This is a genomic window from Nostoc sp., assembly GCF_036916575.1.
In the GTDB taxonomy this organism is placed as follows: Bacteria; Cyanobacteriota; Cyanobacteriia; order Cyanobacteriales; family Nostocaceae; genus Nostoc.
Map to the genome: position 1 here is coordinate 269,001 of NZ_JBALGC010000004.1, position 26,861 is coordinate 295,861.

Annotated in this window: 24 protein-coding genes and 1 CRISPR repeat array; of the genes, 17 read left to right on the top strand and 7 right to left on the bottom strand. The window is 42.9% G+C overall.

Annotation, left to right across the window (positions count from 1 at the left end; translation table 11 throughout):
* Positions 1 to 55: 55 nt before the first annotated feature.
* Positions 56 to 1,408 carry a hormogonium tapered terminus morphoprotein TftA gene (gene tftA, locus V7L29_RS02350; protein WP_334692285.1) on the bottom strand — a complete coding sequence of 451 codons (1,353 nt, stop codon included), beginning with the start codon at positions 1,406 to 1,408 and terminating at the stop codon, positions 56 to 58.
* Positions 1,409 to 1,666: 258 nt separating this feature from the next.
* On the opposite strand from tftA, the gene dnaG reads away from it, so the two are divergent.
* The 3 genes from dnaG (at position 1,667) to V7L29_RS02365 (ending at position 4,893) form a co-directional block, all read left to right on the top strand.
* Positions 1,667 to 3,643: a DNA primase gene (gene dnaG, locus V7L29_RS02355; protein ID WP_334734483.1), complete on the top strand. Its 1,977-nt coding sequence runs from the start codon at positions 1,667 to 1,669 to the stop codon at positions 3,641 to 3,643.
* A gap of 584 nt (positions 3,644 to 4,227) precedes the next feature.
* On the top strand, positions 4,228 to 4,743 hold the full coding sequence (gene infC, locus V7L29_RS02360; RefSeq protein WP_334692284.1) for a translation initiation factor IF-3: 516 nt from the start codon (positions 4,228 to 4,230) through the stop codon (positions 4,741 to 4,743).
* A gap of 6 nt (positions 4,744 to 4,749) precedes the next feature.
* Complete coding sequence (locus V7L29_RS02365; protein ID WP_334734403.1) at positions 4,750 to 4,893, top strand: hypothetical protein; 144 nt, start codon at positions 4,750 to 4,752, stop codon at positions 4,891 to 4,893.
* Positions 4,894 to 4,971: 78 nt separating this feature from the next.
* Here V7L29_RS02365 and V7L29_RS02370 read toward each other — a convergent pair whose 3' ends face one another.
* Entirely contained in the window at positions 4,972 to 5,586 is a 615-nt protein-coding gene (locus V7L29_RS02370) for a TetR/AcrR family transcriptional regulator (RefSeq protein ID WP_334734404.1), read from the bottom strand.
* 407 nt (positions 5,587 to 5,993) lie between these two features.
* Here V7L29_RS02370 and V7L29_RS02375 point away from each other — a divergent pair, with 407 nt between their 5' ends.
* The 3 genes from V7L29_RS02375 (at position 5,994) to V7L29_RS02385 (ending at position 9,248) form a co-directional block, all read left to right on the top strand.
* Positions 5,994 to 7,304 carry an HlyD family efflux transporter periplasmic adaptor subunit gene (locus V7L29_RS02375; RefSeq protein ID WP_334692282.1) on the top strand — a complete coding sequence of 437 codons (1,311 nt, stop codon included), beginning with the start codon at positions 5,994 to 5,996 and terminating at the stop codon, positions 7,302 to 7,304.
* A complete protein-coding gene (gene devC, locus V7L29_RS02380) occupies positions 7,301 to 8,476 on the top strand; it encodes an ABC transporter permease DevC (protein WP_334692281.1) in 1,176 nt (391 codons plus the stop codon). The genes V7L29_RS02375 and devC overlap by 4 nt, the downstream gene beginning before the upstream one ends.
* Before the next feature lie 67 nt (positions 8,477 to 8,543).
* Complete coding sequence (locus tag V7L29_RS02385; RefSeq protein WP_334734405.1) at positions 8,544 to 9,248, top strand: DevA family ABC transporter ATP-binding protein; 705 nt, start codon at positions 8,544 to 8,546, stop codon at positions 9,246 to 9,248.
* Positions 9,249 to 9,300: 52 nt separating this feature from the next.
* Here the strand turns inward: V7L29_RS02385 and V7L29_RS02390 are convergent, their stop codons facing one another.
* Positions 9,301 to 10,326 (bottom strand): methyltransferase, encoded by a 1,026-nt coding sequence (locus tag V7L29_RS02390; RefSeq protein ID WP_334734406.1) that lies wholly within the window; start codon positions 10,324 to 10,326, stop codon positions 9,301 to 9,303.
* Positions 10,327 to 10,717: 391 nt separating this feature from the next.
* Between V7L29_RS02390 and V7L29_RS02395 the strand changes: the two genes are divergently transcribed.
* From V7L29_RS02395 to V7L29_RS02405, 3 genes are read left to right on the top strand one after another with little or no spacing between them, the layout of a single operon-like run.
* Complete coding sequence (locus tag V7L29_RS02395) at positions 10,718 to 10,855, top strand: hypothetical protein (protein ID WP_334734407.1); 138 nt, start codon at positions 10,718 to 10,720, stop codon at positions 10,853 to 10,855.
* Positions 10,856 to 10,877: 22 nt separating this feature from the next.
* Positions 10,878 to 12,407 (top strand): YifB family Mg chelatase-like AAA ATPase, encoded by a 1,530-nt coding sequence (locus V7L29_RS02400; RefSeq protein WP_334734408.1) that lies wholly within the window; start codon positions 10,878 to 10,880, stop codon positions 12,405 to 12,407.
* Between the two features lie 54 nt (positions 12,408 to 12,461).
* Complete coding sequence (locus tag V7L29_RS02405; RefSeq protein ID WP_334734409.1) at positions 12,462 to 12,839, top strand: hypothetical protein; 378 nt, start codon at positions 12,462 to 12,464, stop codon at positions 12,837 to 12,839.
* A gap of 50 nt (positions 12,840 to 12,889) precedes the next feature.
* Here V7L29_RS02405 and V7L29_RS02410 read toward each other — a convergent pair whose 3' ends face one another.
* Both V7L29_RS02410 and V7L29_RS02415 read right to left on the bottom strand, forming a co-directional pair.
* On the bottom strand, positions 12,890 to 13,243 hold the full coding sequence (locus tag V7L29_RS02410; RefSeq protein WP_334734410.1) for a hypothetical protein: 354 nt from the start codon (positions 13,241 to 13,243) through the stop codon (positions 12,890 to 12,892).
* A 14-nt stretch (positions 13,244 to 13,257) separates the two neighbouring features.
* Complete coding sequence (locus tag V7L29_RS02415; RefSeq protein ID WP_334734411.1) at positions 13,258 to 13,530, bottom strand: hypothetical protein; 273 nt, start codon at positions 13,528 to 13,530, stop codon at positions 13,258 to 13,260.
* Here V7L29_RS02415 and V7L29_RS02420 point away from each other — a divergent pair.
* From V7L29_RS02420 to V7L29_RS02440, 5 genes are all read left to right on the top strand, one after another.
* Entirely contained in the window at positions 13,511 to 13,891 is a 381-nt protein-coding gene (locus tag V7L29_RS02420; RefSeq protein WP_334734412.1) for a bacteriorhodopsin, read from the top strand. The two genes, V7L29_RS02415 and V7L29_RS02420, sit on opposite strands and share 20 nt — an antisense overlap.
* 599 nt (positions 13,892 to 14,490) lie before the next feature.
* The gene (locus V7L29_RS02425) at positions 14,491 to 15,477 is read left to right on the top strand and encodes a YihY/virulence factor BrkB family protein (RefSeq protein WP_334734413.1); all 987 of its coding nucleotides are present in this window, start codon (positions 14,491 to 14,493) and stop codon (positions 15,475 to 15,477) included.
* 212 nt (positions 15,478 to 15,689) lie between these two features.
* On the top strand, positions 15,690 to 16,241 hold the full coding sequence (locus tag V7L29_RS02430) for a DUF421 domain-containing protein (protein ID WP_334692317.1): 552 nt from the start codon (positions 15,690 to 15,692) through the stop codon (positions 16,239 to 16,241).
* A gap of 40 nt (positions 16,242 to 16,281) precedes the next feature.
* Positions 16,282 to 17,577 carry an adenylosuccinate lyase gene (purB, locus tag V7L29_RS02435; protein ID WP_334692272.1) on the top strand — a complete coding sequence of 432 codons (1,296 nt, stop codon included), beginning with the start codon at positions 16,282 to 16,284 and terminating at the stop codon, positions 17,575 to 17,577.
* Between the two features lie 212 nt (positions 17,578 to 17,789).
* Positions 17,790 to 18,329, top strand: coding sequence for a DUF4126 domain-containing protein (locus V7L29_RS02440; protein WP_334734414.1), 540 nt, complete (start codon positions 17,790 to 17,792; stop codon positions 18,327 to 18,329).
* A gap of 215 nt (positions 18,330 to 18,544) precedes the next feature.
* Here V7L29_RS02440 and hemH read toward each other — a convergent pair whose 3' ends face one another.
* Complete coding sequence (hemH, locus tag V7L29_RS02445) at positions 18,545 to 19,711, bottom strand: ferrochelatase (protein WP_334691355.1); 1,167 nt, start codon at positions 19,709 to 19,711, stop codon at positions 18,545 to 18,547.
* Positions 19,712 to 19,804: 93 nt separating this feature from the next.
* Here hemH and V7L29_RS02450 point away from each other — a divergent pair, with 93 nt between their 5' ends.
* The 3 genes from V7L29_RS02450 (at position 19,805) to V7L29_RS02455 (ending at position 23,175) form a co-directional block, all read left to right on the top strand.
* On the top strand, positions 19,805 to 20,428 hold the full coding sequence (locus V7L29_RS02450) for a class I SAM-dependent methyltransferase (RefSeq protein ID WP_334734415.1): 624 nt from the start codon (positions 19,805 to 19,807) through the stop codon (positions 20,426 to 20,428).
* 150 nt (positions 20,429 to 20,578) lie between these two features.
* A complete protein-coding gene (locus tag V7L29_RS35360; RefSeq protein WP_442944117.1) occupies positions 20,579 to 20,845 on the top strand; it encodes an LCCL domain-containing protein in 267 nt (88 codons plus the stop codon).
* A gap of 25 nt (positions 20,846 to 20,870) precedes the next feature.
* Positions 20,871 to 21,858: direct repeats of the CRISPR family, unit length 37 nt; unit sequence GTTTCAATCCCTAATAGGGATTTTAATGGATTGCAAT.
* A 486-nt stretch (positions 21,859 to 22,344) separates the two neighbouring features.
* The gene (locus V7L29_RS02455; protein WP_334691361.1) at positions 22,345 to 23,175 is read left to right on the top strand and encodes a dienelactone hydrolase family protein; all 831 of its coding nucleotides are present in this window, start codon (positions 22,345 to 22,347) and stop codon (positions 23,173 to 23,175) included.
* Positions 23,176 to 23,242: 67 nt separating this feature from the next.
* On the opposite strand, the gene V7L29_RS02460 is transcribed toward V7L29_RS02455, so the two are convergent.
* Complete coding sequence (locus tag V7L29_RS02460) at positions 23,243 to 26,359, bottom strand: MFS transporter (protein ID WP_334734416.1); 3,117 nt, start codon at positions 26,357 to 26,359, stop codon at positions 23,243 to 23,245.
* Positions 26,360 to 26,861 lie beyond the last annotated feature (502 nt).

Sequence of the window (26,861 nt, forward strand, 5' to 3'; positions counted from 1 at the left end):
GCCAAGCGTTTTTTGATTGCACTGTGCAAAACTTTAGTAATTTTCTTTTCCTTACTCAAAGAAGTCCTGCTGATTCATATAATCGTTTGAGCATTGCTGAAATCTTTGCACCATAATCTAAATCTGCTGACCACCGCCCTGATAACTGATCAATTAATGGCGCAATCCCACGTGTGACAAAGCGAAACCTTGGATCTACTACTTCCTGTACCAAAGGTTCTAAACTAGCGTAAGCTTTCAAATGTTGGATGTGCGCCCTCACTCCAATTCTGGCACTTGGAAAAGATGCAGCCTCCGAACCACCACCGATCGCACCTAAGCCAGCAAAGTTATTTTGCTCAGGTTTAATATCACCACCAAACCGTAAAAATCCCGTTTCTACACACATTTGGCAAAAGGCAATATCATAGTTTACTCCCTCTATACCTGCTTCTTCTCGATAAAGTTTGGGGATGTCAGGAAACTTTACTAAAGCATTTTCATTATTATTTCTGAGGAATAATTGTAACTGTACTTCGGAAGTATTACCGTTTGACATTACCCGCGAAAATTGACCAGGGCAAACCACCAAATTTGAGCGCAAGCTAACAGTACGCGTTGCAGCATCCCAAGTGACTGCAACATTAAAATCTCGCAGTTCGATCGCTTTAACATAAACTACTTTGTGATAGGTAATCCGATTGACATTAGCTGCTGTTGAAAGGTCAATCCGCAAAAGGTCTACTAAATCAATGGGGATGTAAGCATTCCCATTAACTAAAACTCCTTGCTCTGAGTAATTTTGCCCATTAATATTAATATTAATTGCTGGATAATTTGGTTCTGCCGGAATTCCAGGAGTGGGGTCAATTATACGACTCCAAGTTACTAGTCCATCGGCAATTCCCAAAGCAAAATCGCGACGACGAGTTTGCAGCAAAGCCCGATCCTCTGGATTGCTGAGAAACCCCACTTGCATCACCAAAGCTGGAAGCGTTGTCTGGCGACAGAATACTAAACGACCCAATCCACTATCGGTATCAGGCTTGACTCCCCGATTCGGTAATTGGGGTACGCGGCGCAACAACCCTATTAGCAACTGTTCAGCATTACTCTTGCGATCGCTATTATTAACAATATAGAAGACGCTAGCCCCACGCACAGAAGGGCTGTTAGCCGCATCAGATTCAATTTCTAGGGCAATATCACCCCGACGGCCGCGGGAATTGATCCAGGTGATAGTTTGGGCGGCACTCAAGTCATCAGGAACCGCCAAAATTTCCAAATTCCGCGCCCTCAGTTCCGTGACAATCAAATCCCGCAGTAGAATCATTTCTTTGGCTTCAGTTGTACCACCTGCGATCGCACCTGGATCAATTCCTCTAGCTTCTTTGCCTCCATGAGCCGCTGATATAAAAATACGTCCCATTTTCAGTATTTCCTCTGATAAAATTAAGTGTAAGTAATTCTATATATCATTCTTGGTCTAGCAACAAGAATATAATAGCCATCAGAAGCCCTTTGTCATTTGTCCTTTGTCCTTTTTTTAAAGTTCATGACCAATGATTAAGCGCAAAGTCGAGCCAGTCGCTTGGGCGGGTTTCCCGACTTGTGCGAACTGGCGTTGAGCGGAGGTTTCCTCCGCTCAGAACTTTGTAAGAGATGACCAATGATTAATGACAAAGCCATGCAAATCCCCCGCTTGCACCCAGACACAATTGAGGAAGTTAAACTACGGGCTGATATTGTAGATGTAGTCTCGGAATACGTAGTTTTACGCAAAAGAGGAAAGGATTTTGTCGGTTTGTGCCCTTTCCATGATGAGAAATCTCCTAGCTTCACCGTCAGCCAAACCAAGCAAATGTACTATTGCTTCGGCTGTCAAGCAGGGGGAAATGCGATTAAGTTTGTGATGGACTTGGGGAAGCGCTCTTTTGCTGATGTGGTGCTGGATTTAGCACGGCGTTACCAAGTTCCTGTGCAAACCCTGGAACCCCAACAACGCCAAGAATTACAGCGTCAGCTATCTTTGCGTGAGCAGTTGTATGAAGTTCTGGCAACGTCCGCCCAGTTTTATCAACATGCCTTGAGACAATCCCAAGGGCAAAAAGCACTTCAATATTTGCAATCTAACCGCCAACTCAAAGAAGAAACAATACAGCAATTTGGTTTAGGTTATGCCCCCGCAGGTTGGGAAACCCTCCATCGCTATCTAGTGGAAGATAAACGTTTGCCCGCACAAATACTAGAAAAAGCAGGATTGATTAAGCCACGCTCTTCCGGGGGCGGTTATTATGATGTATTTCGCGATCGCTTGATGATTCCCATCCGTGATGTCCAAGGGCGCGTCATTGCCTTTGGTGGTAGAACCCTGACTGATGTAGACGCCCAGAAGGCGGCTTCCCCGGAAGGGGTACAACCTAAATATCTGAATTCACCAGAAACCGAACTTTTTAATAAAAGTAAAACATTATTTGCCCTCGATCAAGCCAAAGGTGGGATTTCTCAACTCGATCAAGCGGTGGTGGTAGAGGGATATTTTGATGCGATCGCTCTCCACGCTGCTGGAATTGATAACGCCGTCGCCTCACTCGGTACTGCCTTAAGCTTAGAACAAGTCCGGTTAATATTACGCTACACCGAATCGAAACAATTAGTACTCAACTTTGATGCTGATAAAGCCGGAACTAATGCCGCCGAACGGGCGATCGGTGAAATAGCTGAACTAGCATACAAAGGCGAAGTTCAGCTAAAAATTCTCAATTTACCCGATGGTAAAGATGCTGATGAATACTTGCGTAAGCAAACACCAGAAAATTATCAAGAACTGTTAGCAAATGCACCACTTTGGCTAGACTGGCAGATTCAGCAAATTATTCAAGACCGCGACTTAAAACAGGCTACTGATTTTCAACAAGTAACTCAACAATTAGTCAAATTACTTAAAAATATAGCTAACAGCGATACACGAAATTATTACGTTTCCTACTGTGCAGAAATACTCAGCTTGGGAGATACCAGACTTATCCCCCTACGAGTCGAAAATCTGTTAACTCAAATTGCTCCCCCTGCGGCTACATACTCTAAGCCCGTGTCAGCGAGGAAAGCATGGGGAGGTGACAAAGTTTCCCACTCTCCACTTCCTACAGAACGCAGCCTTTTAGAACACGCAGAGGCGTTATTACTGCGGATTTACTTGCATTGTCCTGAACAGCGTCAAGCGATTATTGACGAACTAGAGGAGCGAGATTTGCAATTTAGTCTTTCCCACCACCGATTTTTATGGCAACAGATTTTGGAAATTTTATCTGGTGATGCAGAAACGAGAAATTTTGTGTCTCCACCAGATTTAATTTCCCGCTTGCAAGACCAGTTTTTAGAATTTGGCAGCGAGATGGCGTTAATTTCCCATTTGTTTCATGTGGATGAAAAAAACCAAAAAGAAATACTTCGGACTTCGCAAGTGGTTCAAGCTGCGATCGCTTGCATGGATCTAGTGATGCTTGAAAAACGCTATCGCCACTTTTTAGAATTATGGCAACAAACCGATCCACAAACTGAACCAGAGCGCTATCAATCTTATTATCAGGCTTTCTACGCCGAAAAAATCAAGCTTCAGAAAATAGATCGACAACGGTTATTTTCCATCACCGAGTTGTTGTAGCTAATACTCGATAAAATGTGATCATAATCGGTCGAAGTTACACTTATGCGATGATTGATATATTGGTAGATTTGGTACGATTGGAAAACTTTTACTTTTCGATGGTAAACCGCAAGAAATTATTCTATTCTTATGACTGTAAAACTCCAGACCGAAAACGACTTTCTGACGCCTTCAACTAGTATAAAGATAAATCAAGAAACAAAAAACGAAAAAGTTCTATGTTCTCATTGTCAGCGCACCGCTACGAACGGTATTAAATGTAAAGGGATTTGTGTAGCTGACAATGACTATTAAGGTATAAATTTTATAAACATATCCGTCTAGTTTTTAGTCTTTTTTTTCGTCGGACTCAGGTATTGCTATTAAGTTTCAAGACAGTGTATTAGACTGTCGCCAATGGCGGTGTCAGTCTTAGGCGGACGGATAAAAAATCATTGAAAGGCTGGATGGGCAATAGCGCAAAGACTCAGAGCGAGTGCCGCAGTTCTGCATTATAACAGATTGCAGTCGATTGTGTCGTTAAAGTTGCTCTGATTCAGTGTTGTGTTAAATTAGCATTACTTGCTTGTTTACAAAGTAAAGTGTTGAACAATTGGGAGAAATTCATTATCGCAATCCAAAAGCAACTGATTAATTCACAAATCAAGTCACCTAGCGTCTTCTTGATTGACCATGAGAATAACAATCGTGGTCTGATCGACACCAATGAGGCGCTACAGCTAGCCGAAAGCTTAGAGCTTGACTTAGTTGTAGTCTCCGAAGGCAAAGACGCTCCAATCGCCAAGATTCTCAACTATGGCAAACTTCTGTATCAAAAGAAAAAACGTCAGAGCCAGAGTGCTAGACCGACGGTAAAGGAAGTTCGGTTTGGTCTAAACGTGGGTGTGGCTGATTACAATTTACGCATCCAACAAGCAGGTGAGTGGTTGAGTAAAGGCGATTCTGTCAAGTTCGCCATTCGTTTACGAGGCCGAGAACATCAATATCGTGACAAAGCAGGAGAGATGCTAGACCGAATTGCAAACGATCTCAGTCAAGTAGGTAAAGTCCAGTCGCTGGATAAACGCTCACTAATTGTTCAAGTCATTCCTGCCTAGTTAATCTTGCGATCGCTGGAGGATGTATTTGTGCCAGCTTTTGACAACTCCCACGGCGGTGAAAACATGGCTATTGCTCGTTTTCACATAAAGCCGTGGGATTTTCGACTCAACGGCAAGGAACGAAAAAGACCGGAGGCAACACTGTAGCTTCTATGGAAAAAACGGTCAACTGTTACTCAAGGTGAATTTCACCTTCCCACCGAACAAGCACTGGGATATAACCAATCAATCGGCGCATTTAGTTATTAGGTGTGTCAAGGCATCAATCAAGCGATCGCTTTCCATTGGTACAATGTCCTTTCCATGCATCACATCCTGAGTAATATGAAAATGCACCAATGCTCCCAAGAGAATTCTCGCTGTTGCCTCTGGGTCAGGTATATTTAGTTCAGGAGCCGACAAGTAGTGAGTGAGAGTTTCCGCTATTGGCTTAAACATCGCCCGAACACAAATTTGAGCTAACTCAGGAAAACGGGCAGATTCCCCGATTAAAACTCGTATAAATGCACTATGTTCTTTGTCGTTAACCATCTGCTCTAATGCTTTGGTTTCTAACTGGCGCAGTATGGTGACTGATTCTCCCTCAATAGGTTCTGTGCCAAAAATCGAGTTGTTCTTTTTACTTGCCAGTTGCTCTAACAGTACTTTAAAAAGTCCTTCTTTATCTTGAAAGTGGCTATAGACTGTCGCTTTAGAGACACCTGCTGCTACTGCTACCCGATCCATACTTGTACCAGCATAGCCATGTTGGAGGAACTCTTGCATTGCCCCTTGCAGAATTTGCTCAACTTTATCAACGGAATTGTCTCGATCAACTTCGTCAGCTTTGATGCGTACCATTTATTAATCATCCTTTCTTATAAACAATATTAATAGATGCTGCAAAATGCCCAGTACAAAATGGCGAAAATAAACATAAGTAGGTAGGCGAAAAAATTTGTCATTGTAATAAGGCAGGAGGTAGGAGGAAAGAGGATTTTAGTGTAGTTTACCTTTCTTCACATAGTTTAGTTTAATTGTGCCAACTTACTTACCCTTTGATAAAGCCCAAAAGCCTCTATTGTCGCTTTCCTCTGTTCTACTTTCTTTCAATCCCAATTGGGAATAACATTCAGATGCATAATGCCTTTGCAAATTAATTGACAAGTTTAGTTATATCATGTTGACTAAACTAGTCCGTTTAGTTTAGCATAAATTGAACTGTACAGTTTAGTACAAGTTGCTACTGGTGGTCAGGGGAAAATAGTATGGAGCAATACAGGAATTCAGAGGGTTTAAGGTCTTCTCAGAATCTTTTGCAATCGCCTCTTCTACTTGCAATCATTACATCTCTAGCAATAGGCGGAATCAGTGTTTATACAGTGATGAAGTTTCAGGCGACGGCTAATGAAAAGCAAAAAGCACCAGTAGCAGTTCAGCCTGTGGTAAAAACAGTAACAGCATTAGGGCGGTTAGAACCAAAGGGAGAGGTAATAAAACTGTCAGCGCCTTCTTCAAATGGTGAAGGAAATCGGGTGGAGCAACTATTGGTGAAAGAAGGCGATCGCGTCAAAGCTGGGCAGGTAATTGCGATTATGGACAACCGCGATCGCTTACAAGCTACTTTGGGTGAAGCACAAAAACAAGTTCAAGTTGCCAAATCCCGCCTTAACCAGGTAAAAGCTGGAGCCAAACAGGGAGAAATTGGAGCGCGTCAAGCTACGGTAAATCGTGTACAAGTAGAACTACAAGGAAACATTAAAACTCAGCAAGCCACAATTAATCGTCTAGAAGCAGAACTGCAAGGGCAACAACGCAGCTTGCAAGCAACAGTGGCTCGCGTCGCAGCCGAGAAAGGTAATGCCCAAGCTGACGTGCAGCGCTACGAGACTTTATACAAAGCAGGAGCAATTTCTAGCCAAGAAGTTGATAAAAGACGCCTAAGCGCCGAAACTTCTACTCAAGCCTTAATTGAAAGTCAAGCCACTCAGACAAGAACTGTAGCGACCCTACAACAGCAGCTTAACGAAGCAAAAGCCAACCAAAATCAAACCCTCGCTAGCTTGCAACAGCAGATTAACGAAGCAAAAGCTAACCTAAATCAAACCACTGAAGTTCGTCCCACAGACATAGCAAATGCACAAGCAGAGATAGACAGTGCTCAAGCCACTGTGGAGAAAATTAAAGCAGAACTGGCACAAGCATACGTTGTGGCTCCTAAAGCCGGTCGAATTTTGGAGATTAATACACGAGCTGGAGAAACTGTAGGCAATGAAGGAATTGTGGCTTTAGGTCAAACCGACCAGATGTATGCAGTAGTAGAAGTCTACCAAAGTGATATCAAGAGAGTGCGTCCGGGACAGGATGTGCGGGTAAGTAGTGATTCTCTCCGCAATGAATTAGAGGGAAGAGTGGATTGGATTGGTATGCAGGTAAAGCGGCAAAATCTAATCAACGCAGACCCCTCTAGCAATATTGATGCCAGAGTAGTGGAAGTCCATGTGCAACTGAATAAACTATCCAGCCAAAATGCTTCTAACTTTACTAATTTGCAAGTCAAGGCGGTGATTGAACTGTGATTGGATTTATCCAGCAACTGCGGCGGCGAACGCCTCTAGGATGGCTGCAACTGAGTCATGAAAAAGGCCGTCTTTTGGTGGCATTGTCAGGTATTGCCTTTGCCGATGTTCTGATGTTCATGCAGCTAGGGTTTCAGACTGCCTTGTTTGAAAGTAACACAATGCTGCATAGCAGTATGCAGGCTGATATGTTTGTCATCAGCCCCCAAGCACGTAACCTGGCATATATGTCTAGCTTTACGCGGCGGCGGCTGTATCAAGCAATGGATGTACCAGGTGTCAAGTCGGCAGAAGGAATGTATGTCAACATTGTTGATTGGAAAAATCCCCAAACACATCAGAAAACGACAATATTAGTTATGGGGTTCAATCCTGATCGGCAAGTGTTGAACTTAGCGGATGTGAATCGCCAGATAAATGCTATTAAGCTACCAGATACCGTTCTGTTCGATCGCGCCTCCAGAGGAGATTACAACGAAGCGATCGCCAAAATTGAACAAGGTAAAACTGTCACAACCGAAATAGAACGGCGGACAATTACTATTAGCGGCTTATTTTCAGTCGGGGCTTCCTTCATAGCAGATGGTACTTTGATCACCAGCGACGAGAACTTTCTGCGGCTATTTCCCAGACAAGAAGCAAGCAGTGTCAGTCTTGGTTTAGTACAACTGCAACCAGGCTATGACCCACAACAGATGAAAGCAGCTTTACAATCTCATTTAGATAATGATGTTAAAGTTTTAACCAAAGCAGAATTTCTCGAATTTGAAATAAATTACTGGAAAACAAATACGGCCATCGGGTTTATCTTCAGCCTGGGTGTAGCAATGGGGTTTTTGGTGGGCGTGATTATCGTCTATCAAGTTCTTTCTACAGATGTGAATTCCCACATGAAAGAATACGCCACATTCAAAGCAATGGGGTATAACAATCTCTACTTATTAGGTGTGGTGTTTGAAGAGGCGATAATTTTGGCAGTCTTGGGGTTTATCCCAGGAGCGATCGCACCTTTAGGACTTTATCATTTAACTCGTAATGCCACCAATTTGCCAGTTTATATGACCGTAGCACGGGCTTTGACGGTATTAACATTGACGATGATTATGTGTATAATTTCTGGTGCGATCGCCACCCGTAAATTACAGTCCGCCGACCCCGCAGATATGTTTTAAATTTGTCATTTGTCATTGGTCATTTGCAAAGAAAAAATGACAAATATTACCAGTAATTAAGCTATTTATGACTAGTCAAACCTTAATCTCTGTTAAAAATCTCGATCACTACTTCGGTCATGGTCAACTCCGCAAGCAAGTTCTCTTTGATATCAACCTGGATATTAACGCCGGCGAAATTATTATCATGACTGGGCCTTCTGGTTCTGGTAAAACTACACTTCTCACCTTAGTCGGCGGCTTGCGTTCTGCCCAATCTGGCAGTTTGCAGATATTGGAACAAGAACTGTGTGGCGCTAACAAAGCACAACTTACCCAAGCACGACGCAATAACGGTTATATTTTCCAAGCGCACAATTTGCACGGTAGCCTGACAGCACTCCAGAACGTCAGAATGGGCTTGGAAGTGCATAATAATATTTCGCCGACAGAAATGAAAATCCAGTCAGCCCTAATGTTAGAGGAGGTAGGATTAGGAGAGCGCCTCAATTATTATCCTGATGATTTATCTGGGGGACAAAAACAAAGAGTTGCGATCGCTCGTGCTTTAGTTAGTCATCCTAAAATTGTCTTAGCGGATGAACCCACCGCCGCCCTAGACAGTAAATCGGGACGAGATGTGGTCAACTTGATGCAAACACTAGCTAAAGAACAGGATTGTACCATTCTCTTAGTTACTCATGACAATCGCATTCTAGATATTGCTGATCGCATCGTCTACATGGAAGATGGGAAGTTAGTAAATGACCGTGCTGTTGTTGCAGTTAGTTAGGAATGATTAAATCTGCCAGGGTAAGTTGGGCTAAACTTTGTCCTCTAAATTTTTAGCGCCTCAATAACGCTAATTGGTGACGGGGTTGGAATAACTTGGGTAAGTTGGAAGCCAGCATGAAGCAGTAGCACTTGATATTCCTCCTCTGTGCGTTCGCGTCACCAGTCATAACTAGCATATTCAGGTCAAACAACTTACTAAAAGAAGATGCATTCCCAGGAGGAATTATCGTCTCAAACAGCAGGAGTGTACCATGCTGTGACATTGCCTGATGACAGTTTTTGAGAATAGCGATCGCTTTTTCCTCATCCCAGTCATGAATGATGTGCTTGAGAAGGTAAGCATCACCACCTGCTGTTACTGACTCAAAGAAGTTTCCCGACACTACCGTGCAGCGGTCTGCAAAACCTTGTGCTTGCAGGCAAGATTTTGCTTCTTCTATCACCGTTGGTATATCAAAGACAATGCCTTTAACAGTCGGATAAGTTTTAAGGATGCTAGTCACTAAACTACCCTGACCTCCTCCCACATCAACAACAGTGTTGAATGCTGAGAAGTCATAACTGCAAATAATTGCTTCCAAAACAAAAGCTGTTAGACTTGTCATGGCACAATTAAACAACTTGCCAGCTTCGGAGTTTTTAAGGTAATGATCCCAAACACTCATTCCAGCGATGTGGTCAAACGCAATCTCACCAGTTTTGATGCTATGTAGGAGGTTATCCCAGCCTAAGTAGTGCGCTTGTCCCAGTTCAGAAATGGCAAAAAAACGCATTGAACCAGGAACATCCGTTTGTAACGTAGCAGCCAAGGGTGTTAAGCCAAATCGATGATAGTCATCTTCAGCAAATATACCTACACTGGCAAGCGCACGCAGTAATCTGTACAAAGATGGCACGTGAGTATCAGTGATTGCAGCTAGTTCCTCTACTGTCTTTGGCTGTTCCTTGAGGTAGTCAGCAATACCAAGTTTAGCAGCAGCGTGGATTGCCCGTGACACCCAAAAGCCAGAAATCATCTGGAGCATAACATCAGATGCAGGGACATCAGTACTTATGCTTGGTTCGAGTGAATTCATATTCTGCAAATTCTTTTCAAAGTTTTGGATTTGTGGGTGTACACAACCACAACTCAATCATATCCGAGCAGGGGGGCGATAAGCCTCTGGCTTGACGCTGCACGTATCGCAGACGAAAACACAATACATCTCAATGGATGAAGGAACCACTGAGCCTAAATATGCATCAATAGATATATTCTCATTTATCAAAGCTTCTTGACATCAAATTAGATGGACGTATGTTGCTATAAACTTTACTATGTCTAGTTTTCAAACTTTTTCTAACCTCGAACTCAGGTAAAATAAATATTTTTCAAGGACTGCAAAAATAGATGCTCTTGGGTAGGAGTGTAGGCGTAGCCAGCCGTAGGCATCGTTCTTGGCTCTGCCTACTTTATTGGATACTTAAGTGTCCAAGCGAAGATGGATGCTCTTAGTGAGAGCGATCGCTTACAGTAACATAAGGAAAATATCTGTTGGCAAGACAGATAGCAGTCTCTGTGGTTTCACTAATGCCAATCTACCGACTTATCTGCTAGAGATTTGAAAGGTTTACTGTTATATAATAAATGCTTGCCAGAGTCTGGAGTGCATCAATTGTGGGCATCGATGCCGTCAAAGTAGGCGTGGAAGTCGATGTGTCAGGGGGATTACCGGGAATTGTTGTTTTGGGACTGCCAGATTCAGCGATTCAAGAATCCAGAGAAAGAGTCAAAGCAACGCTGAAGAATGCAGGTTTTGCCTTTCCCATGCGAAAAATTGTAATCAATTTAACTCCGGCAGATTTACGAAAAGAAGGCCCCTGTTTCGATTTGCCTATTAGTGTGGGAATTTTGGTGGCTTCTGAGCAAGTTAGCGCTGATTTATTGGGAGATTATCTATTCTTGGGCGAAGTCTCTTTAGATGGCAGTTTGCGTCCGGTGGCTGGTGTCTTGCCGATCGCAGCAGCTGCCCAAAAAATGGGAATTGCAGGTTTAGTTATCCCTGCTGATAATGCCCAAGAAGCGGCAGTAGTTGAAGACTTGGCTGTTTACGGCTGCAAACATCTGTCTGATGTGGTGGATTTTTTAAATAATCCGGGGCGTTACAAACCTGTGCAGATCGATAGCACAACGGAGATAGCAACAGTATCATACCCTGGCGCAGATTTGCATGATGTTAAAGGACAAGCTCATGCGCGTCGTGCTTTAGAAATTGCTGCTGCTGGTGGGCATAATTTAATTTTTGTCGGGCCGCCTGGTAGTGGGAAAACTATGTTAGCACGACGCTTACCAGGAATTTTGCCGCCCCTGAGTTTTGCCGAATCTTTAGAAGTGACTCGCATCCATTCGGTGGCTGGTTTATTAAAAAATCGCGGTTCGTTGGTACGCGATCGCCCTTTTCGCAGCCCCCACCACTCAGCATCCGGGCCTTCTCTTGTGGGTGGCGGTAGCTTTCCTCGTCCTGGGGAAATCTCATTATCTCACAGAGGTGTACTTTTTCTTGACGAGTTGACAGAATTTAAGCGAGAGGTATTGGAATTTTTGCGTCAACCTTTGGAAGATGGCTACGTCACAATTTCCCGCACCAAACTATCGGTAATGTTTCCCGCGCAGTTTACTTTAGTAGCGAGTACCAATCCCTGTCCTTGCGGTTATTATGGCGATACCATCCAACAATGTACTTGTTCTCCCCGCCAACGCGAGCAATATTGGGCAAAGCTTTCTGGGCCGTTGATGGATCGAATTGATTTACAGGTTGCGGTGAATCGCTTAAAACCAGAAGAAATTACCCAACAACCTACCGGAGAAGCATCAACATCAGTGCGCGAACGGGTTCAACAAGCAAGCGATCGCGCAATTACTCGCTTCCAAGGAGAAGCAAATCTGCGTTGCAATGCCCATATGCAGAGTCGTCATCTCCAGAAATGGTGCAAGCTAGATGATGCTAGTCGCAGTTTATTAGAAGTAGCAATTAGAAAATTAGGTTTATCGGCAAGAGCAAGCGATCGCATTCTCAAAGTAGGGCGGACTATTGCAGATTTAGCAGGAGAAGATGAACTAAAAACCAATCATGTAGCAGAAGCAATTCAATATCGCACAATCGATAGAATGCAGTAATAGTCAGCAAAGCTAAAGCTATGATTTTAATAGATAAGTGATAGTTCAATCTTTATGGAAATCAATAGTTTAGCAGAATCACAGACTGCAAATTTGAAAGTCAATATTTTGCTGGAGACTAAAGAAGATGGTAGTGCGATCGCATCTATTTTGGAACTTCCACAGTATCATATTGAAGCAGCAAATCGCGAACAAGCACTCTTGATGCTAGAGCAGCTTTTGGTTGAGCGTATCCAGAAAGTTGAAGTAATGCCAATGGAAATCAAATTACCCCAGCCTGAGCAATCTCAAAGACCTTGGATGAAATTTGCCGGGGTATTCAAAGATGATCCAGACTTTGACGCAGTTGGGCAGTATATTCAAAAATATCGTCAAGAATTGGATGCTGCTGAAGATGTAGCTGATTCTAATACGCAGAGGAAAGCAAATTGAGTATTTGGATGCGCCCAGGATGTTCGCAGCATCTGGGCATTTTGTGTAAATCAGACTGCTAGTGCTGTCTCTGTATCTTGCTCTGATATTTCTTTAAAATGCCTACGACGGTACCTTAAAATGACTATCGAAGGTAATCTATTATTTGTTGGCTCATACACTTCATAATGGCTAAAATCCCAAATATGTTTTTCTTGTCCTTCATACCCTAGCGTGTAAGTAGTTGCAAGTTCATAATGAGCAATGTACTTTTCATTTTTCAAAAACTTACTAACTGCTTCTTGTGCAGTTAACGGACTTATTATTATCACTTCGCTACGAAGATTAGCTTGAGAATCAGTATCAAGACATGGCATTTCTACAAAATGCGTGCCGGGGTGAGAAAAGAGTTGTTGTTCACTCATTTTATGTTTTCTCCTTATTTACCTACACATTCAAAAGTCCCGTTTGATTTTTTGCGAACGTAAGCAAATTCAAGCCCATGCAGACTTACATCTCTTCTGCATCTTTCTTCTGCCTGTACTGCTGTTATTGATGAGCCATAAATATTTACTATTACCTCATTTTCAAAATCTTCTGGTTCCTCAATTTTAAGTATAGAACCATCTTTTTTAGAAAATATACGTTTCCCGTTATTAGAAGATTCCCAAATGTAATAACTGATTCCGCCGATGACAGCAACTCCGACCAAGACGCAACCTACTCCTGCGGTTCCAGCACATAGAGCAACTGGTGCGAGTATTGCCGGATTAGCATTGGTCTGTTTAACACTGGATGTGGATGTCATTGCAAAAGTAGATGCAATGACACCTATCGCTATTTCATTTCGTAAGCTGGTGACTGTGCATCTGGTACTGTGGACACTCTATCCAATTGTATGGATTCTTAGTCCAGAAGGGTTTAACGCTCTTGGTCAAGGTGGGGAAACAATGGGTTATACGCTACTAGATATTGCCTCTAAAGTTGGGTTTGGTTTTTTATCATTAAACACCTTACATAATTTAGAACAGGCAGGAGAATCGATTACTGAATCAGAACCGTTATATGAGTAAGTATAAATTTTCAATCCGATGTAATAAATAGCTAACCGATGAAGAAATCCCGAATTTTAGCGAAACGATATTAGGGGAATCAAACCGTTGCACGGGGTCATTAGTCATTCTTACAAAGTTCTGAGCGGAGGAAATCTCTGCTCAACGCCAGTGACGCAGGAGCGTCACTACCGCTACGCTAACGCCCAAGTCGGGAAACCCGCCCAAGCGACTGGCTCGACTTTGCGCTTAGTCCTTGGTCATTAGTTTTTGAGATACCACGCCCACTCTTGAACGTAGTTTGAATTAGTCTGATATAAGAAAGTTTTTCTGCCCTATGAAAGGGGGGTATACACTTCAAAAGCGCTCTTACTAATGACTAATCAATCAAGCAATTATGTGAGCGCTTTCACTGTATTTTATATACTAAAGCGATCGCACTACCTATTGTCTACCAAAAAGCAAATTATTTATAGATATTGCCGTCAATAAAATTATCGACTCTACTAAATTCCTCCTCCAGGACGCTGCACAAACTCCCTTAGGTGGATGCCGTTACTTAAGAAATAAGTATCCAATATATCAGGAAGTAAGCAACATTCCCTAAGGAGACAGATTGGATGAATTTACAGGCGATTTGGAAGTTATTACAAGAGACATTCAAAGAATGGAGTGATGATAAAGCTTCACGGTTAGCGGCAGCGTTAGCTTACTACACAATTTTTTCCATTGCACCGTTGTTGATTATTGTAATTGCGATCGCAGGGGCAGTATTTGGAGAAGATGCGGCAAGGGGTCAAATCGTTGGACAAATTCAAGGTTTAGTGGGTAAAGATGGGGCACAATTTATCCAAACAGCCATTCAGAACGCTAACAAACCACAGACAGGAGTAATGGCTTCCATTATTAGTGTTGTAGTTCTGCTATTAGGTGCGACTGGTTTATTTACCGAGTTGCAAGATTCCCTCAACACGATTTGGGAAGTCAAACCGAAACCCGGACGCGGCATAAATAACATCATTCGTCTACGCTTTTTGTCCTTTGCAATGGTGATCGGGATTGGCTTTTTACTTTTAGTTTCTCTGGTAATTAGTACGGGGTTAGCAGCATTAGTAAAATACTTTGGCAACATCCTACCCGGTGTTGATTTCCTCTGGCGAATAGTTAACTTTGTTTTATCTTTTTCGATCACTACAGCACTATTTGGGTTAATTTTCAAAGTTCTACCAGATGTCAAAATTACTTGGAATGATGTTTTTATTGGATCTGTTATTACCTCATTTTTGTTCTCTATCGGTAGGTTTTTATTAGGACAATATCTAGGTAATGGCAGTTTTGGTTCAACCTACGGTGCTGCCGGTTCACTGGTAGTGCTTTTAGCTTGGGTTAACTATGCCGCACAGATTCTTTTCTTCGGTGCAGAGTTTACCCAAGTTTATGCCAGAAGATATGGAAGCGGCATAGTCCCAACGAAGGATGCCATACCTCTGTCTGATAACACCAAAGATAATGGCACAAATCCAACGGGGCGATCATCCACTAAGAAAAAGCCATCTTCTAGCTTTATTAATCGCTTATTCAAGTCTTTTAAAAAGCCAAAGCGCTGAAAATAGAAAAGAAAAAATCAGCGATTTTAATCCCTACTTGTTGGAGGTTTATATTTTTAAATATGATACAGATTAAAGTATTTAACCTCTAATGAAAATCACTGACATGAAATAAATCACATATAATTATAGATAATTACTCTGTGTTTATAAATAACCTTAGACTGGATTTTTTCCAGATGTCTATTGAAAAAGGGAGAAAATCAGTGCTAATGGAAAAATGGTTTTTTATCAATTGGCAGGCAATCTTTATTCCTAGCATTAGCGTCTTTGAGTTGATTATCCGTGGATCGCTGGTCTATTTGGCACTGTTCTCAGTGCTACGCTTCCTTCCTAGTCGGCAACTAGGAACTTTAGGAATTACTGATTTACTCGTAGTTGTGCTATTTGCTGAAGCTGCCCAAAACGCTATGGCGAGTAATTATACATCGATTACTGAAGGCGCTATCCTGGTAGCAACTGTAATTTTTTGGAGTTACTTGCTGAACTGGTTAGGCTACAAAATACCCCAATTCCAACGTTTTATGAATCAGCCACCGCTGCTATTGGTAAAAAATGGTCGGATGATTCAGCGTCATTTGCAACGAGAGTTAATTACAGAGGATGAGTTGATGAGCAAGTTACGTCAGCAAGGTGTGGAATTTTTAGCAAATGTAAAGTTTGCATATATAGAGGCTGACGGTAGGATTAGTATCATCACCTTTGATTCAAAAACTAGTTCCGTCCCTGAGCAAAAAATAGCACTAAAAAGTGATCTACATTAATTAGACTGTAAAATATGACGGTTGTATTCTGTGCCGAATTGTGATTGAGCGTTATACTTTGCCCGAAATGGCTAATCTCTGGAGTGAAGCCTATAAGCTAAAAACTTGGCTGCAAGTCGAAATTGCTGTTTGTGAAGCTCAAGCTGAATTGGGTTATATTCCATCTCAGGCGGTTGAGGAAATTAAGGCCAAGGCAGATTTTGACCCCGATAGGGTACTAGAGATTGAGGCTGTAGTCCGCCACGATGTCATCGCTTTCTTGACAAATGTCAACGAATATGTAGGTGATGCCGGACGCTACATTCACCTGGGTTTAACTAGTTCGGATGTTTTGGATACAGCTTTAGCACTGCAATTGGTTGCCAGCCTGGATATATTATTGCAACGTCTGGAAGAATTGATTCAGGTAATTCGCCAAAAAGCACAGGAACATCGTCATACAGTGATGGCTGGTCGATCGCATGGTATTCACGCTGAACCGATTACTTTTGGTTTCAAGCTAGCTGGTTGGTTAGCAGAGGTGTTGCGACACCAAGAACGCTTGAGAATACTCCACCAAACTATTGCCGTGGGTAAGATTTCTGGTGCAGTAGGAACCTATGCGAATGTTGAACCGCGGGTAGAAGCGATCGCTTGCCAAAAACTCGGACTCAAACCCGATACAGCCTCAACGCAAGTTATTTCCCGCGATCGCCACGCCGACTATGTGCAACAATTAGCTTTGGTAGCGGCATCCATCGAACGTTTTGCTGTAGAAATTCGCAATCTGCAAAAAACAGACGTTCTGGAAGTTGAAGAATTCTTCGCCAAAGGTCAAAAAGGTTCCTCGGCAATGCCACACAAGCGCAATCCCATCCGTTCGGAACGGCTGACGGGAATGGCGCGACTCGTCAGAAGTCATGCTGGTGCAGCCTTAGAAAACATTGCTCTTTGGCATGAAAGGGACATTTCCCATAGTTCTGTAGAACGGGTAATTTTGCCAGATGCTTGTACTTTGACGCATTTTATGTTGGTAGAAATAACCGATTTGGTGAAAAACCTGTTGGTCTATCCTGAGAACATGGAACGAAATCTCAACTGTTACGGCGGCGTTGTGTTCAGCCAAAAAGTGCTACTTGCTTTAATAGACAAGGGAAGCAAGCGCGAGGAGGCTTATGCGATCGTTCAAGAAAACGCTCATGCTGCTTGGAATAAGCCAGAAGGCAATTTTCACGACTTAATTAGCAAAGACTCTCGTGTTACCCAAAAGTTGTCTCCAGCAGAACTAGAGGTATGTTTTGACCCCCAGCAGCATCTCCAACATTTAGAAGAGGTTTACCAAAGGTTGGGTATTTAGGATTAATTTGCTTGTAGTGAGCGCCCAAGCGCTTACTACTAACCTGTTACTCAACAAATACGCAAATGTTGTCAAAAAAGAATATATAAAGATACCAAAAATATTTAATATTGCATTGCTGAAGACTGTCAGTTTGGTGCTGGAATTTTTGCCAGCCCTGGGTAGTATAAATAACAAATCTCTACCTATTTATTAGTGTTTCGAGTGCCTTGATGATTGAAATCCTAGCCACACTTTCAGCTTCTGCGGCAGCAGGAATAAGAATAGGTACACCTCTGCTGATCATTGGATTGTTGCAGGGTAGTGACTTGTGGTCGCAAGTTCCAATTTTATCTCACATTTCTCCACCAATATTATTAAGCTGCCTCATCTGTTGGTCGTTAATTGAATTATTAGCCTCAAAAAAGTTATGGGGGCAAAGATTGCTACAACTAGTTCAGTTATTAATGTCTCCCGGCGTGGGAGCAATTATGGGGTTAGCAGTAGCTACCGTAACAGCAACGCCAAACTGGCTGATTGCCTTAATTGGCGGTCTGTTAGCTTTGGTACTCCAGCTAGTTCAAGTTGGTTGGTTCTATCGATTACGTGGCTTACCGTTGTGGGCAGTCTTTCTTCAAGATACCTTATGTATTGCTCTAGTACTTTTTGCCTTTGATGCTCCCTGGCAAGGAGGATTAATTGCTTTAATACTGCTCTGGTTTGCAGTTGGTAGCGCCAAGCAGTGGTATGACTGGTATTGGCAGAAAAGTTAGGAGTTAAAAGTGAGAAGTTAAGAATGAAGATAGAAGTTAAGAGTAAAGAGTTAAGGAAAAAATTTAAAACTCCTAAGCTAAACCACATCTAGTTTGCATAATCTGAAATTGTACATTTCTTGTGGGGTGGGCGACACGAGCGTCCAATATATACTTTGGTTTTTGTGGAACAGCTTAACTCCAACTTTTAACTCTTAACTCCTAACTCCTTTCATTTACTGCAAAAGTCCAATCATATGCAAGAAGCCGTGACCAGTAATCAGCTCGATGATTAAGGCAATGAAGCCCAACATGGCAATCCGACCATTCCATACTTCAGCACTAGTAGTCATACCCCATTCCCAACGCTCTTGGGGATACATTTTCACCCTTTTTTTCATTTGAGCAGCTTGCGAAAGCTTAAAACTGGGGTTTTTCAGCGCATCAATCACTAGGTCTGCCAGTGCATTAATAAATACCGGATGGGTATTGGGAGCAGGAACGCGACGGAAATTATGAATTCCTGATTCTTCGGCTACTTCGCGATACTCAATATCAATTTCTTGTAGTGTCTCAATATGCTCGGAGACAAAACTGATAGGTACGACAACCAAATCTTTCACGCCTTCTGCACCTAGTTTTTTGAGGGCATCCTCAGTATAGGGTTGGAGCCATTCTACTGGGCCGACGCGACTTTGATAAGCTAAGGTGTGGACATTGGGCCGATTGAGGGTCTCCATAATCAGGGCTGTACATTCCTCAATTTCTTGCTGGTAGGGGTCGCCAGCCTCTTCAACGTAGCTTTTAGGAACGCCGTGAGCGCTAAAAAAAATATGAACTTCGTCTGGATTAGGAAACTGATCGAGTTCTTGAGCTACAAGTTCAGCCATTGCTTGAAGGTAGCCTGGTTGTTTGTACCAAGAAGGAATGACGGTGTAATCAATGCGTTGAAGTTTTGGGTCTTCTTGCCAAAGCTTTTCTAAAAGCCGGAAGCTGGAACCACTGGTACTGATAGAAAACTGGGGATATAATGGTAAGATTACCAGGTCTTCTATATTATCTTGAGTGATCCGTGCGATCGCTTCTTCTGTATAGGGATGCCAATAACGCATTCCCACGTAAATATTGGCTTCTTGTCCCAAATAACCCAACTGTTCCTTTAGGGCTTCTCCTTGTGCTTCTGTGATCTGCCGCAGTGGGGAACCACCACCAATTTGCTTATAGTTTCCTTCAGATGTTCTGGTTCGTCGCGTGGCAATAAACCAGGCTAGGGGCTTTTGCAACCAGCGAAACGGTAGGCGAATAATTTCCGGATCGGAAAATAGGTTATACAAAAACGGCCCGACATCCTCTAGCTTATCGGGGCCACCGAGATTGAGTAATAAAACGCCTACACGACCCATAGCAGTTACTTTCCCCCAATCTTTTCAGGTTTTTTACTAATGTTAACAATATATCTTTATTAAATATAAAGCTAAATAGCAAGGAAATATGCAATGGCGACAATTTTAAGGGATTGGAGTTACCGCTATCAGTGGCTGTATGATGGTATTTCACGTTTAGCAGCCTTAAGTGTAGGTGGTGAAGCCCGTTTTCGGCAACTTGCTTTGCAAGGCTTAACAATTCACTCAGATACTCAGGTCTTAGATTTATGTTGCGGCAGTGGTCAAACGACGCAATTTTTGGTAAAGTTTTCACAAAATGTAACAGGATTGGACGCTTCACCTAAGTCTTTGCAACGGGCGCGGCAAAATGTACCATCAGCTTCTTATGTAGAAGCTTTTGCTGAGAAGATGCCATTTGCAGATAATCTGTTTGATGTGGTGCATACTAGCGTCGCATTACACGAGATGCAGCCTCAGCAATTGCGAAAAATTATTAATGAAGTTTATCGGGTACTGAAACCAGGAGGGATATTTACGCTAGTGGATTTTCATGCTCCGACGAATCCGATATTTTGGCCTGGGGTCTCAGTGTTTTTGTTGTTGTTTGAGACGGAAACAGCTTGGCAATTGTTGAAAACTGATTTGGCTGCATTGTTAACTGAGACTGGGTTTGAAGCGAGTGAGCCAACTTTGTATGCAGGTGGTAGTTTGCAAGTGATACAGGCGAAGAAGTGAAAGATACGCTTTAGTTTTATCTTGCACCTGTCCAATATTCCGCTAAGAAATAAATTTCTTGGCTAATAGCATAAGTCCACTCAAGTGGACTACAACCTTTACTCAGTTTTCTTTAGAAGACTTGAGCTATAAGCCTCAGAGCGATGGAATATTTTTTTATTTGGAAGTCCCGATTTTACATATCGTTGTTTTCCTGATGGTCGCGTAGGTAGTATCTGGGGAACCGATATTTATACCGATGATTCATCTATTTGCAGTGCTGCTGTACATGCTGGATTAATTTCTACCAAGCAAGGTGGAAAAGTCACCATCAGAATCAAACCAGGACAATTTTCTTACACAGGTACTAATCGAAATGGTGTCACTTCTCAGAATTATGGAAGCTTTTCTGGAAGTTTTATTTTCATTTACTGGTAAAAACTATTTTTCTTCAGTGTATTTGATTTCAATCCCTAATAGGGATTTTAATGGATTGCAATATTAAGTTATATCCTTCGCTTTTAATAGATTTATCTAGTTTCAATCCCTAATAGGGATTTTAATGGATTGCAATGCCGCATAAGCGGGACTACAACCCTAGTATGCAAGGTTTCAATCCCTAATAGGGATTTTAATGGATTGCAATTGCGATCGCGCTATTCGCTATCCCTGGATCAATTAGAGGTTTCAATCCTTAATAGGGATTTTAATGGATTGCAATCTCATCCGCATTCCTCCTAGTGACCGTCCGTGGCGCGTCGTGTTTCAATCCCTAATAGGGATTTTAATGGATTGCAATCCTCCTTCGTAAGGTTGTAATTTTGAAAGAGAGCTGTTTCAATCCCTAATAGGGATTTTAATGGATTGCAATATATTAGTGATTACAGCGAAGTTTGCACTAATGAGAGTTTCAATCCCTAATAGGGATTTTAATGGATTGCAATCGCTCAATCCTTTGCCGTTCCTCTTCAATAGCCCGCGTTTCAATCCCTAATAGGGATTTTAATGGATTGCAATGGGAATATCCCTAATGGGGCTTATACTGAAAATATGTTTCAATCCCTAATAGGGATTTTAATGGATTGCAATTCAATACCCTATCTTTTTGAGTAACATTTTTGTAATAGTTTCAATCCCTAATAGGGATTTTAATGGATTGCAATAAAAGAGTACCAATCCCCACCAAGGCAAGGTGGGTTTCAATCCCTAATAGGGATTTTAATGGATTGCAATTTAAATATGCGCTTAGTGAAGCATATGGGCAGAAGGGTTTCAATCCCTAATAGGGATTTTAATGGATTGCAATCTTAATTCCCCTTGGTTCATCAGTAGCCCCAATCTTGTTTCAATCCCTAATAGGGATTTTAATGGATTGCAATCAAAGGGGAAAAAGTATGGATTGGGAGCAAATACAGTTTCAATCCCTAATAGGGATTTTAATGGATTGCAATGGCGGGAGCCTGAAAGTCAAGCTATATTCAGTTTTCAAGGTGCGGTTGCGCGATTCAAGAGCAATCATAGCATTAGAGAATTCGTTTGGAAAGAGTGTCGGGAAAGGCTGAAGGCTGAAACCTACTTATTGTAAACATTTCAAAGATTGCGCGGATAAAAATTGGGCATTAGTGGGGTGAAATGCTTGTTGGGGTTGAGATAGAAGCACTTTTTTCGACTGTAAAATTTGTACACCTACCCTACCGCGCATTTGACCATACAGGAACCTAATTATAAGGGAACTCAGCACAGAAAATTGTTTAGTCGCGTGGCTTTTATTTGCCAATACGTCCAACTTTTCCCTGACAACAGCTACAGAGAAAGAACACTTGGACAGTAAACGAAGCTAACATTACGGTAAACTGATTCATAAATTGTAGTATTTGCATTGTAGTACTGTACGTATAACAAAGAATAAAAGTTTTCGCCAATTCAAGGTAGAGATGATCAAAGAAATAACACGCCGCAAATTTATTGCAACAGCCACCGTGGCGACGGGTTTTGCCCTCGCAGTACAACCCATTTCAGCCGAAGTCATCACCACCGATGCCAAGGGATTGGTAGCTGGTGCGGTGAAAATTCCTGTTAAAGATGGGGAAATTCCTGCCTATAGAGCAGCACCTGCAAGGGGTGAAAATTTCCCTATTGTTCTGGTGATCCAAGAAATCTTTGGTGTACACGAGCATATTCAAGATATCACTCGTCGCTTTGCCAAGTTGGGGTACTTGGCGATCGCACCGGAATTATTCATCCGTCAAGGCGATGTCTCGAAGTTAAGCAGCGTAGATCAAATTCGCCCAATTGTAGCCAAAGTGCCAGATGCCCAAGTGTTATCCGATCTTGATGCAACGATAAACTGGGCAGTGAAATCAGCCAAAGGTAATGCCGATAAATTGGCAATTACAGGCTTCTGCTGGGGTGGGCGGATTATCTGGTTATATGCAGCCCACAATCCTAAGGTGAAGGCGGGTGTGGCTTGGTATGGACGACTCGTGGGCGATGCTACCGAACTTCAGCCCAAGTATCCCATCGATATCGCCTCAAAACTGACAGTCCCAGTTCTCGGACTCTATGGTGGGAAAGATCCGAGTATTCCCCTCGATACAGTAGAGCAGATGCGCGATCGCTTAAAGTCTAGCAGCAGCAAATCTGAAATTATTGTCTACCCTGATGCACCCCACGCTTTTTTTGCAGATTATCGCCCCTCCTACCGCGAGAAAGAAGCTAAGGAAGGTTGGAAACGTCTCCTGGCATGGTTTAAGCAGCATGGCGTGTAAGTCTGCGGAACATAGAAAAGCCTCCCATCCCGGGAGGCTTAAAAGTTAGCGGAGAAAACTTGTTAAACTACGGCTTTGCAGCGATCGCTCCTCCTAATGCAGAAAAAATCGCGGAAACGGATGCTGTGGCAAATAGCCACCAAGCGGCTGTAGCTGCGGCTTTGCGGGTTTCTTCTGCTTGCCGCTGTGCTTGATGTTTCACCTGTTCTAGCCGGCGTTGTGCTTCTTGCTGTATGCGTTCTGCACGTTGCAATACTGTGTTGCGGGCCCGTTCAATTTGGTCGATGATGCCGTTGGCATCTGCCTCGGAGATGTCCTCACGAGAACTCATAATTGCCACTAGGGTCTCACGATCAAAAGAAGATAGGCGATCACGTAGCGCATCAAACCCCGCCTGAGGATCGTCGAAAACTGTGCGAATATCGCGTTTTATACTATCATAGTTAAGTTCCGGGCGATCCAGAGAGTTAAGATAGTTACGGATGCGGCTGAAAACTCCCTCAATTGCATCTTGAATGCCTCGTTGGATGTTCCGCACTTGTTCTACAAATTGCTCCCTTACGGACACAATGTTATCGGCAATCCGTGCCGCTTCCTCATCGGAAATATCTTCCCGAATTTTCAGCAGGGCGATGATGGTAGAACGGTCAAAATGGGAAAGGCGCTCGCTAAAAGTTTCCACCCCAACTCGCGGATCGTGCAATAATAATTGCAAGTCGCGCTTGATACCTTCTGGGTTGAGTTCTTCTTTGCCAGTTTGCCGCAAATACTCTTCCAGATTACCTTTAAATGTTTCTATTCTTTGCTGTGTTCGGCTAGCTAGGCGACGAGGCGCACGTACAAAGTTGCGAATTGAATTTTGTGTAGAATCAATGATTTCATTGACTTGTTCTTCACTTAAGTCTTGGCGTTGACTAAGCAACTTCACCAGTGTATCTCGGTCTACCTGAGACAACCGACGGCGCAGTGCCACAGCTCCCTCCTTAGGATTTTCAAACAATCTGGTCAAATCTCGCTGGATACCTTCTGGATTCAGTTCTTGTTTACCAGTATTCCGCAGATAATCTGCGATCGTGGTGGTAACAGAGTCGTATTGCTCTTTGGCTTTATCCACTACAGCTTGGGGTGTGTGGCGGATATTATGCCACGACTCCTCAACAGAATTGATGATTTGATTGACTTGATCTTCACTCAAATCTTCCCGCTGACTCAACAATTGCACCAAGGTATCGCGGTCAAAGCGAGACAAGCGTGCCCGAATTGAGCTAATTCCAGCTTGGGGATCTTCCAGTAGCTTTTTGAACTCCGCGCGGATGGCATCAGGATTCAGTTCTGCTTTGCCTGTATTACGCAGATATGATTCTACATTTAGCCACAGGGTTTCTGCTTGATATTGTGCCTGTTCTGCTAATCCTTTGGATTCTACCAAGACGCGATCGCGTTGTTTTTCCAACTCGTCCAGAATGCTGTCTACTTCATATAGCTGGACATCATTACGTTGCAGCAATATCTCCCGCATTTCCTGGCGTTCAACCTGCGCCAGTCGCAATACTAAAGTTTCATAATCTGCCTCTGGGTCTTGCAACAGTGGTTTAAAATTCTGCTCAATGCCTTCAGCTGTCAAATCTGCTTTCGGGGTAACGAGTAGATAACTTTCCACTGCACGTTGCAAGTCTTGGACTATCTCTCTTTCTTCAACAGCTGTCACTGTCACCAGCACCTCTCTGCGGACAGCTTCTAGCTGATTTGCAGTCCGCTGAATTTGGGCTTGGGTAAGTAGTCCCCGCTGTTGCAGGATGTTAACGAAATCGTTGCGGGATAGTCGTTCTACTTCTCTCTTGACTATTCCTGAGTCAGCTGCTGGGTCGTAGATGACATCACGAAATTCCTGAGCAATTTTTTCCGGACTCAGTTGCCAAGCATAAGTATTATGCAGGTAGTTTTCGACATCAGCCCGAATTGGGCTATAGGGCTGTGAAGGTGTTGGCAACCCTAGCTTATCGGCTTGTTGAGTGACTTTATCTTTGGCAGTGGTGAGGCTACCCAAGATTTTTTCCACATCCAAATCAGGCAAATCTGTCCGTCCCAACACGGTGGCAGTTAAGGCAGATAGTCCTTGCTGAAGTGTACTTTGAATTAGCCCTGGAGCCGCCTTTTGGTCAGCTTGTTTAGAATCACGCGTTTCTGCTACTAACCGATCCAGCTTGGCGTTGAGTTCATCAGTCTTGCTTTGTCCTGCTGGAACTGATTTCAGATAATCCATTAACTCAGCCAGACCGTCTGGGGTGGGTGATTGCTGACTCACCACTTGCTGCCAAACTTTATACAACGTATCAGCAATGCGGCTAACGTCTTTTTTGGAAAGGTCGGTGCGACTGCTAACTAACTCGATAAACTTTTGGCGGTCGATGTTGCGGATGTCTGAAGTCCCAGCGATCGCTTTTAATTGCGGGTCGTTGAGTAAATTTTCAAAGTCACTGCGAATTTTCGACAAATCTAGCTCTGGGGGACGGAGCTTTTCTAAGTAATCCTCTATGTTCTCCCGGATACTTGTAGGGTCAATGGCGCTCCCTAGTTCCCGACGGATCGCGCTAGCCGCAGCTTCAGCTGTCGCTACAACTTGGTTATTCACAGCTTTTGCGCCCAGTGCGGCGGTAGCTGTCCCCATAATCGCCTGAAACCCAGAAGTTGCCGTATTGACGACTGAGCCAATTAGGGAACCTACGGTGGTGGAACTTACCCAAACGAGGAGCAAAAAGTAAGCACCCCAAATTACCAAGCCGAGAATCGCTCCCAATACTGGGTCTAAGATTACAAGGCTCAATTTCACCGCCAGAAAAGAAGCGATTAATAAGGCGATCGTCACAGTGACTAACGTCCAAATCCCCACCAACGTGCCGATTTTGCGAATGCTGCCGCCCAAACTTCCGACTTCCCCAGAATCGGAATCCGAGTCAGATGAGTGCCCCAGGTAGGAAATACCGGCTGCAAGGGAGAGATTAGTTAGAACTAATTGGAAAGCAAAGGCTAAAATCACGCCGGAGATTAAAGCCACAAAAAAGCGTGGCCCGGAAGTGAGAACCGATGCCTGTGCTGGCGTGACGTTTGAGGATTCTACTGGAACCTGTGCTAACCACAATAGTGGTTTGTAGAGTCCCACCATAATTTCCGTACTTTGGAACATTGTATTTCCTTCTACTAAGTTTAAATTTGGGGAAATAAGATTTTCTTGAGAAGCAACTCTTAGTATCGATTATGTCTGTACCTATGGCAATACCTAACTCTGTTTAGCTCACAATCGTGGAATTTAGCTGTTTAAAGCATCTCTCCAAAGACTGAAAACTATATCCAGCAAAAGATATAACTTTTATTATCTAACTGTAAAAATGTTCAGTATGAACTTAAAAAGCTAGCTAATTCTTGGCTGCCACTTTTTAATTTTAATTGCTTAATCACAACGATTGATTTTTCTGCAATTCAATTATAGTTTAATTACTCAAAAGTTACATTTCTTTATATTTTGATTTTTATCACCCTCTCAGGGTGGATTTGTCTGCACAATATGTTGTTGATTATGTACCTGTAGTTTGTGCCTACAGGCAGAAAGCAGTTTAGTTATTAATAGCTACATTAAAGTTAACAAACGAATTGTTAAAGATAACAAAGATGGCAACTTGTTCTTCCAG

Coding starts and splice junctions, on each gene's coding strand:
- V7L29_RS02385 (WP_334734405.1), top strand. CDS start 8,544: ATGACTAGTCAAACCTTAATCTCTGTTAAAAATCTCGATCACTACTTC.
- V7L29_RS02425 (WP_334734413.1), top strand. CDS start 14,491: ATGAATTTACAGGCGATTTGGAAGTTATTACAAGAGACATTCAAAGAA.
- V7L29_RS02375 (WP_334692282.1), top strand. CDS start 5,994: ATGGAGCAATACAGGAATTCAGAGGGTTTAAGGTCTTCTCAGAATCTT.
- V7L29_RS02400 (WP_334734408.1), top strand. CDS start 10,878: ATGCTTGCCAGAGTCTGGAGTGCATCAATTGTGGGCATCGATGCCGTC.
- hemH (WP_334691355.1), bottom strand. CDS start 19,711: ATGGGTCGTGTAGGCGTTTTATTACTCAATCTCGGTGGCCCCGATAAG.
- V7L29_RS02420 (WP_334734412.1), top strand. CDS start 13,511: ATGACAGCAACTCCGACCAAGACGCAACCTACTCCTGCGGTTCCAGCA.
- V7L29_RS02410 (WP_334734410.1), bottom strand. CDS start 13,243: ATGAGTGAACAACAACTCTTTTCTCACCCCGGCACGCATTTTGTAGAA.
- dnaG (WP_334734483.1), top strand. CDS start 1,667: ATGCAAATCCCCCGCTTGCACCCAGACACAATTGAGGAAGTTAAACTA.
- V7L29_RS02390 (WP_334734406.1), bottom strand. CDS start 10,326: ATGAATTCACTCGAACCAAGCATAAGTACTGATGTCCCTGCATCTGAT.
- V7L29_RS02460 (WP_334734416.1), bottom strand. CDS start 26,359: ATGTTCCAAAGTACGGAAATTATGGTGGGACTCTACAAACCACTATTG.
- V7L29_RS02450 (WP_334734415.1), top strand. CDS start 19,805: ATGGCGACAATTTTAAGGGATTGGAGTTACCGCTATCAGTGGCTGTAT.
- V7L29_RS02440 (WP_334734414.1), top strand. CDS start 17,790: ATGATTGAAATCCTAGCCACACTTTCAGCTTCTGCGGCAGCAGGAATA.
- V7L29_RS02370 (WP_334734404.1), bottom strand. CDS start 5,586: ATGGTACGCATCAAAGCTGACGAAGTTGATCGAGACAATTCCGTTGAT.
- V7L29_RS02405 (WP_334734409.1), top strand. CDS start 12,462: ATGGAAATCAATAGTTTAGCAGAATCACAGACTGCAAATTTGAAAGTC.
- tftA (WP_334692285.1), bottom strand. CDS start 1,408: ATGGGACGTATTTTTATATCAGCGGCTCATGGAGGCAAAGAAGCTAGA.
- V7L29_RS02430 (WP_334692317.1), top strand. CDS start 15,690: ATGGAAAAATGGTTTTTTATCAATTGGCAGGCAATCTTTATTCCTAGC.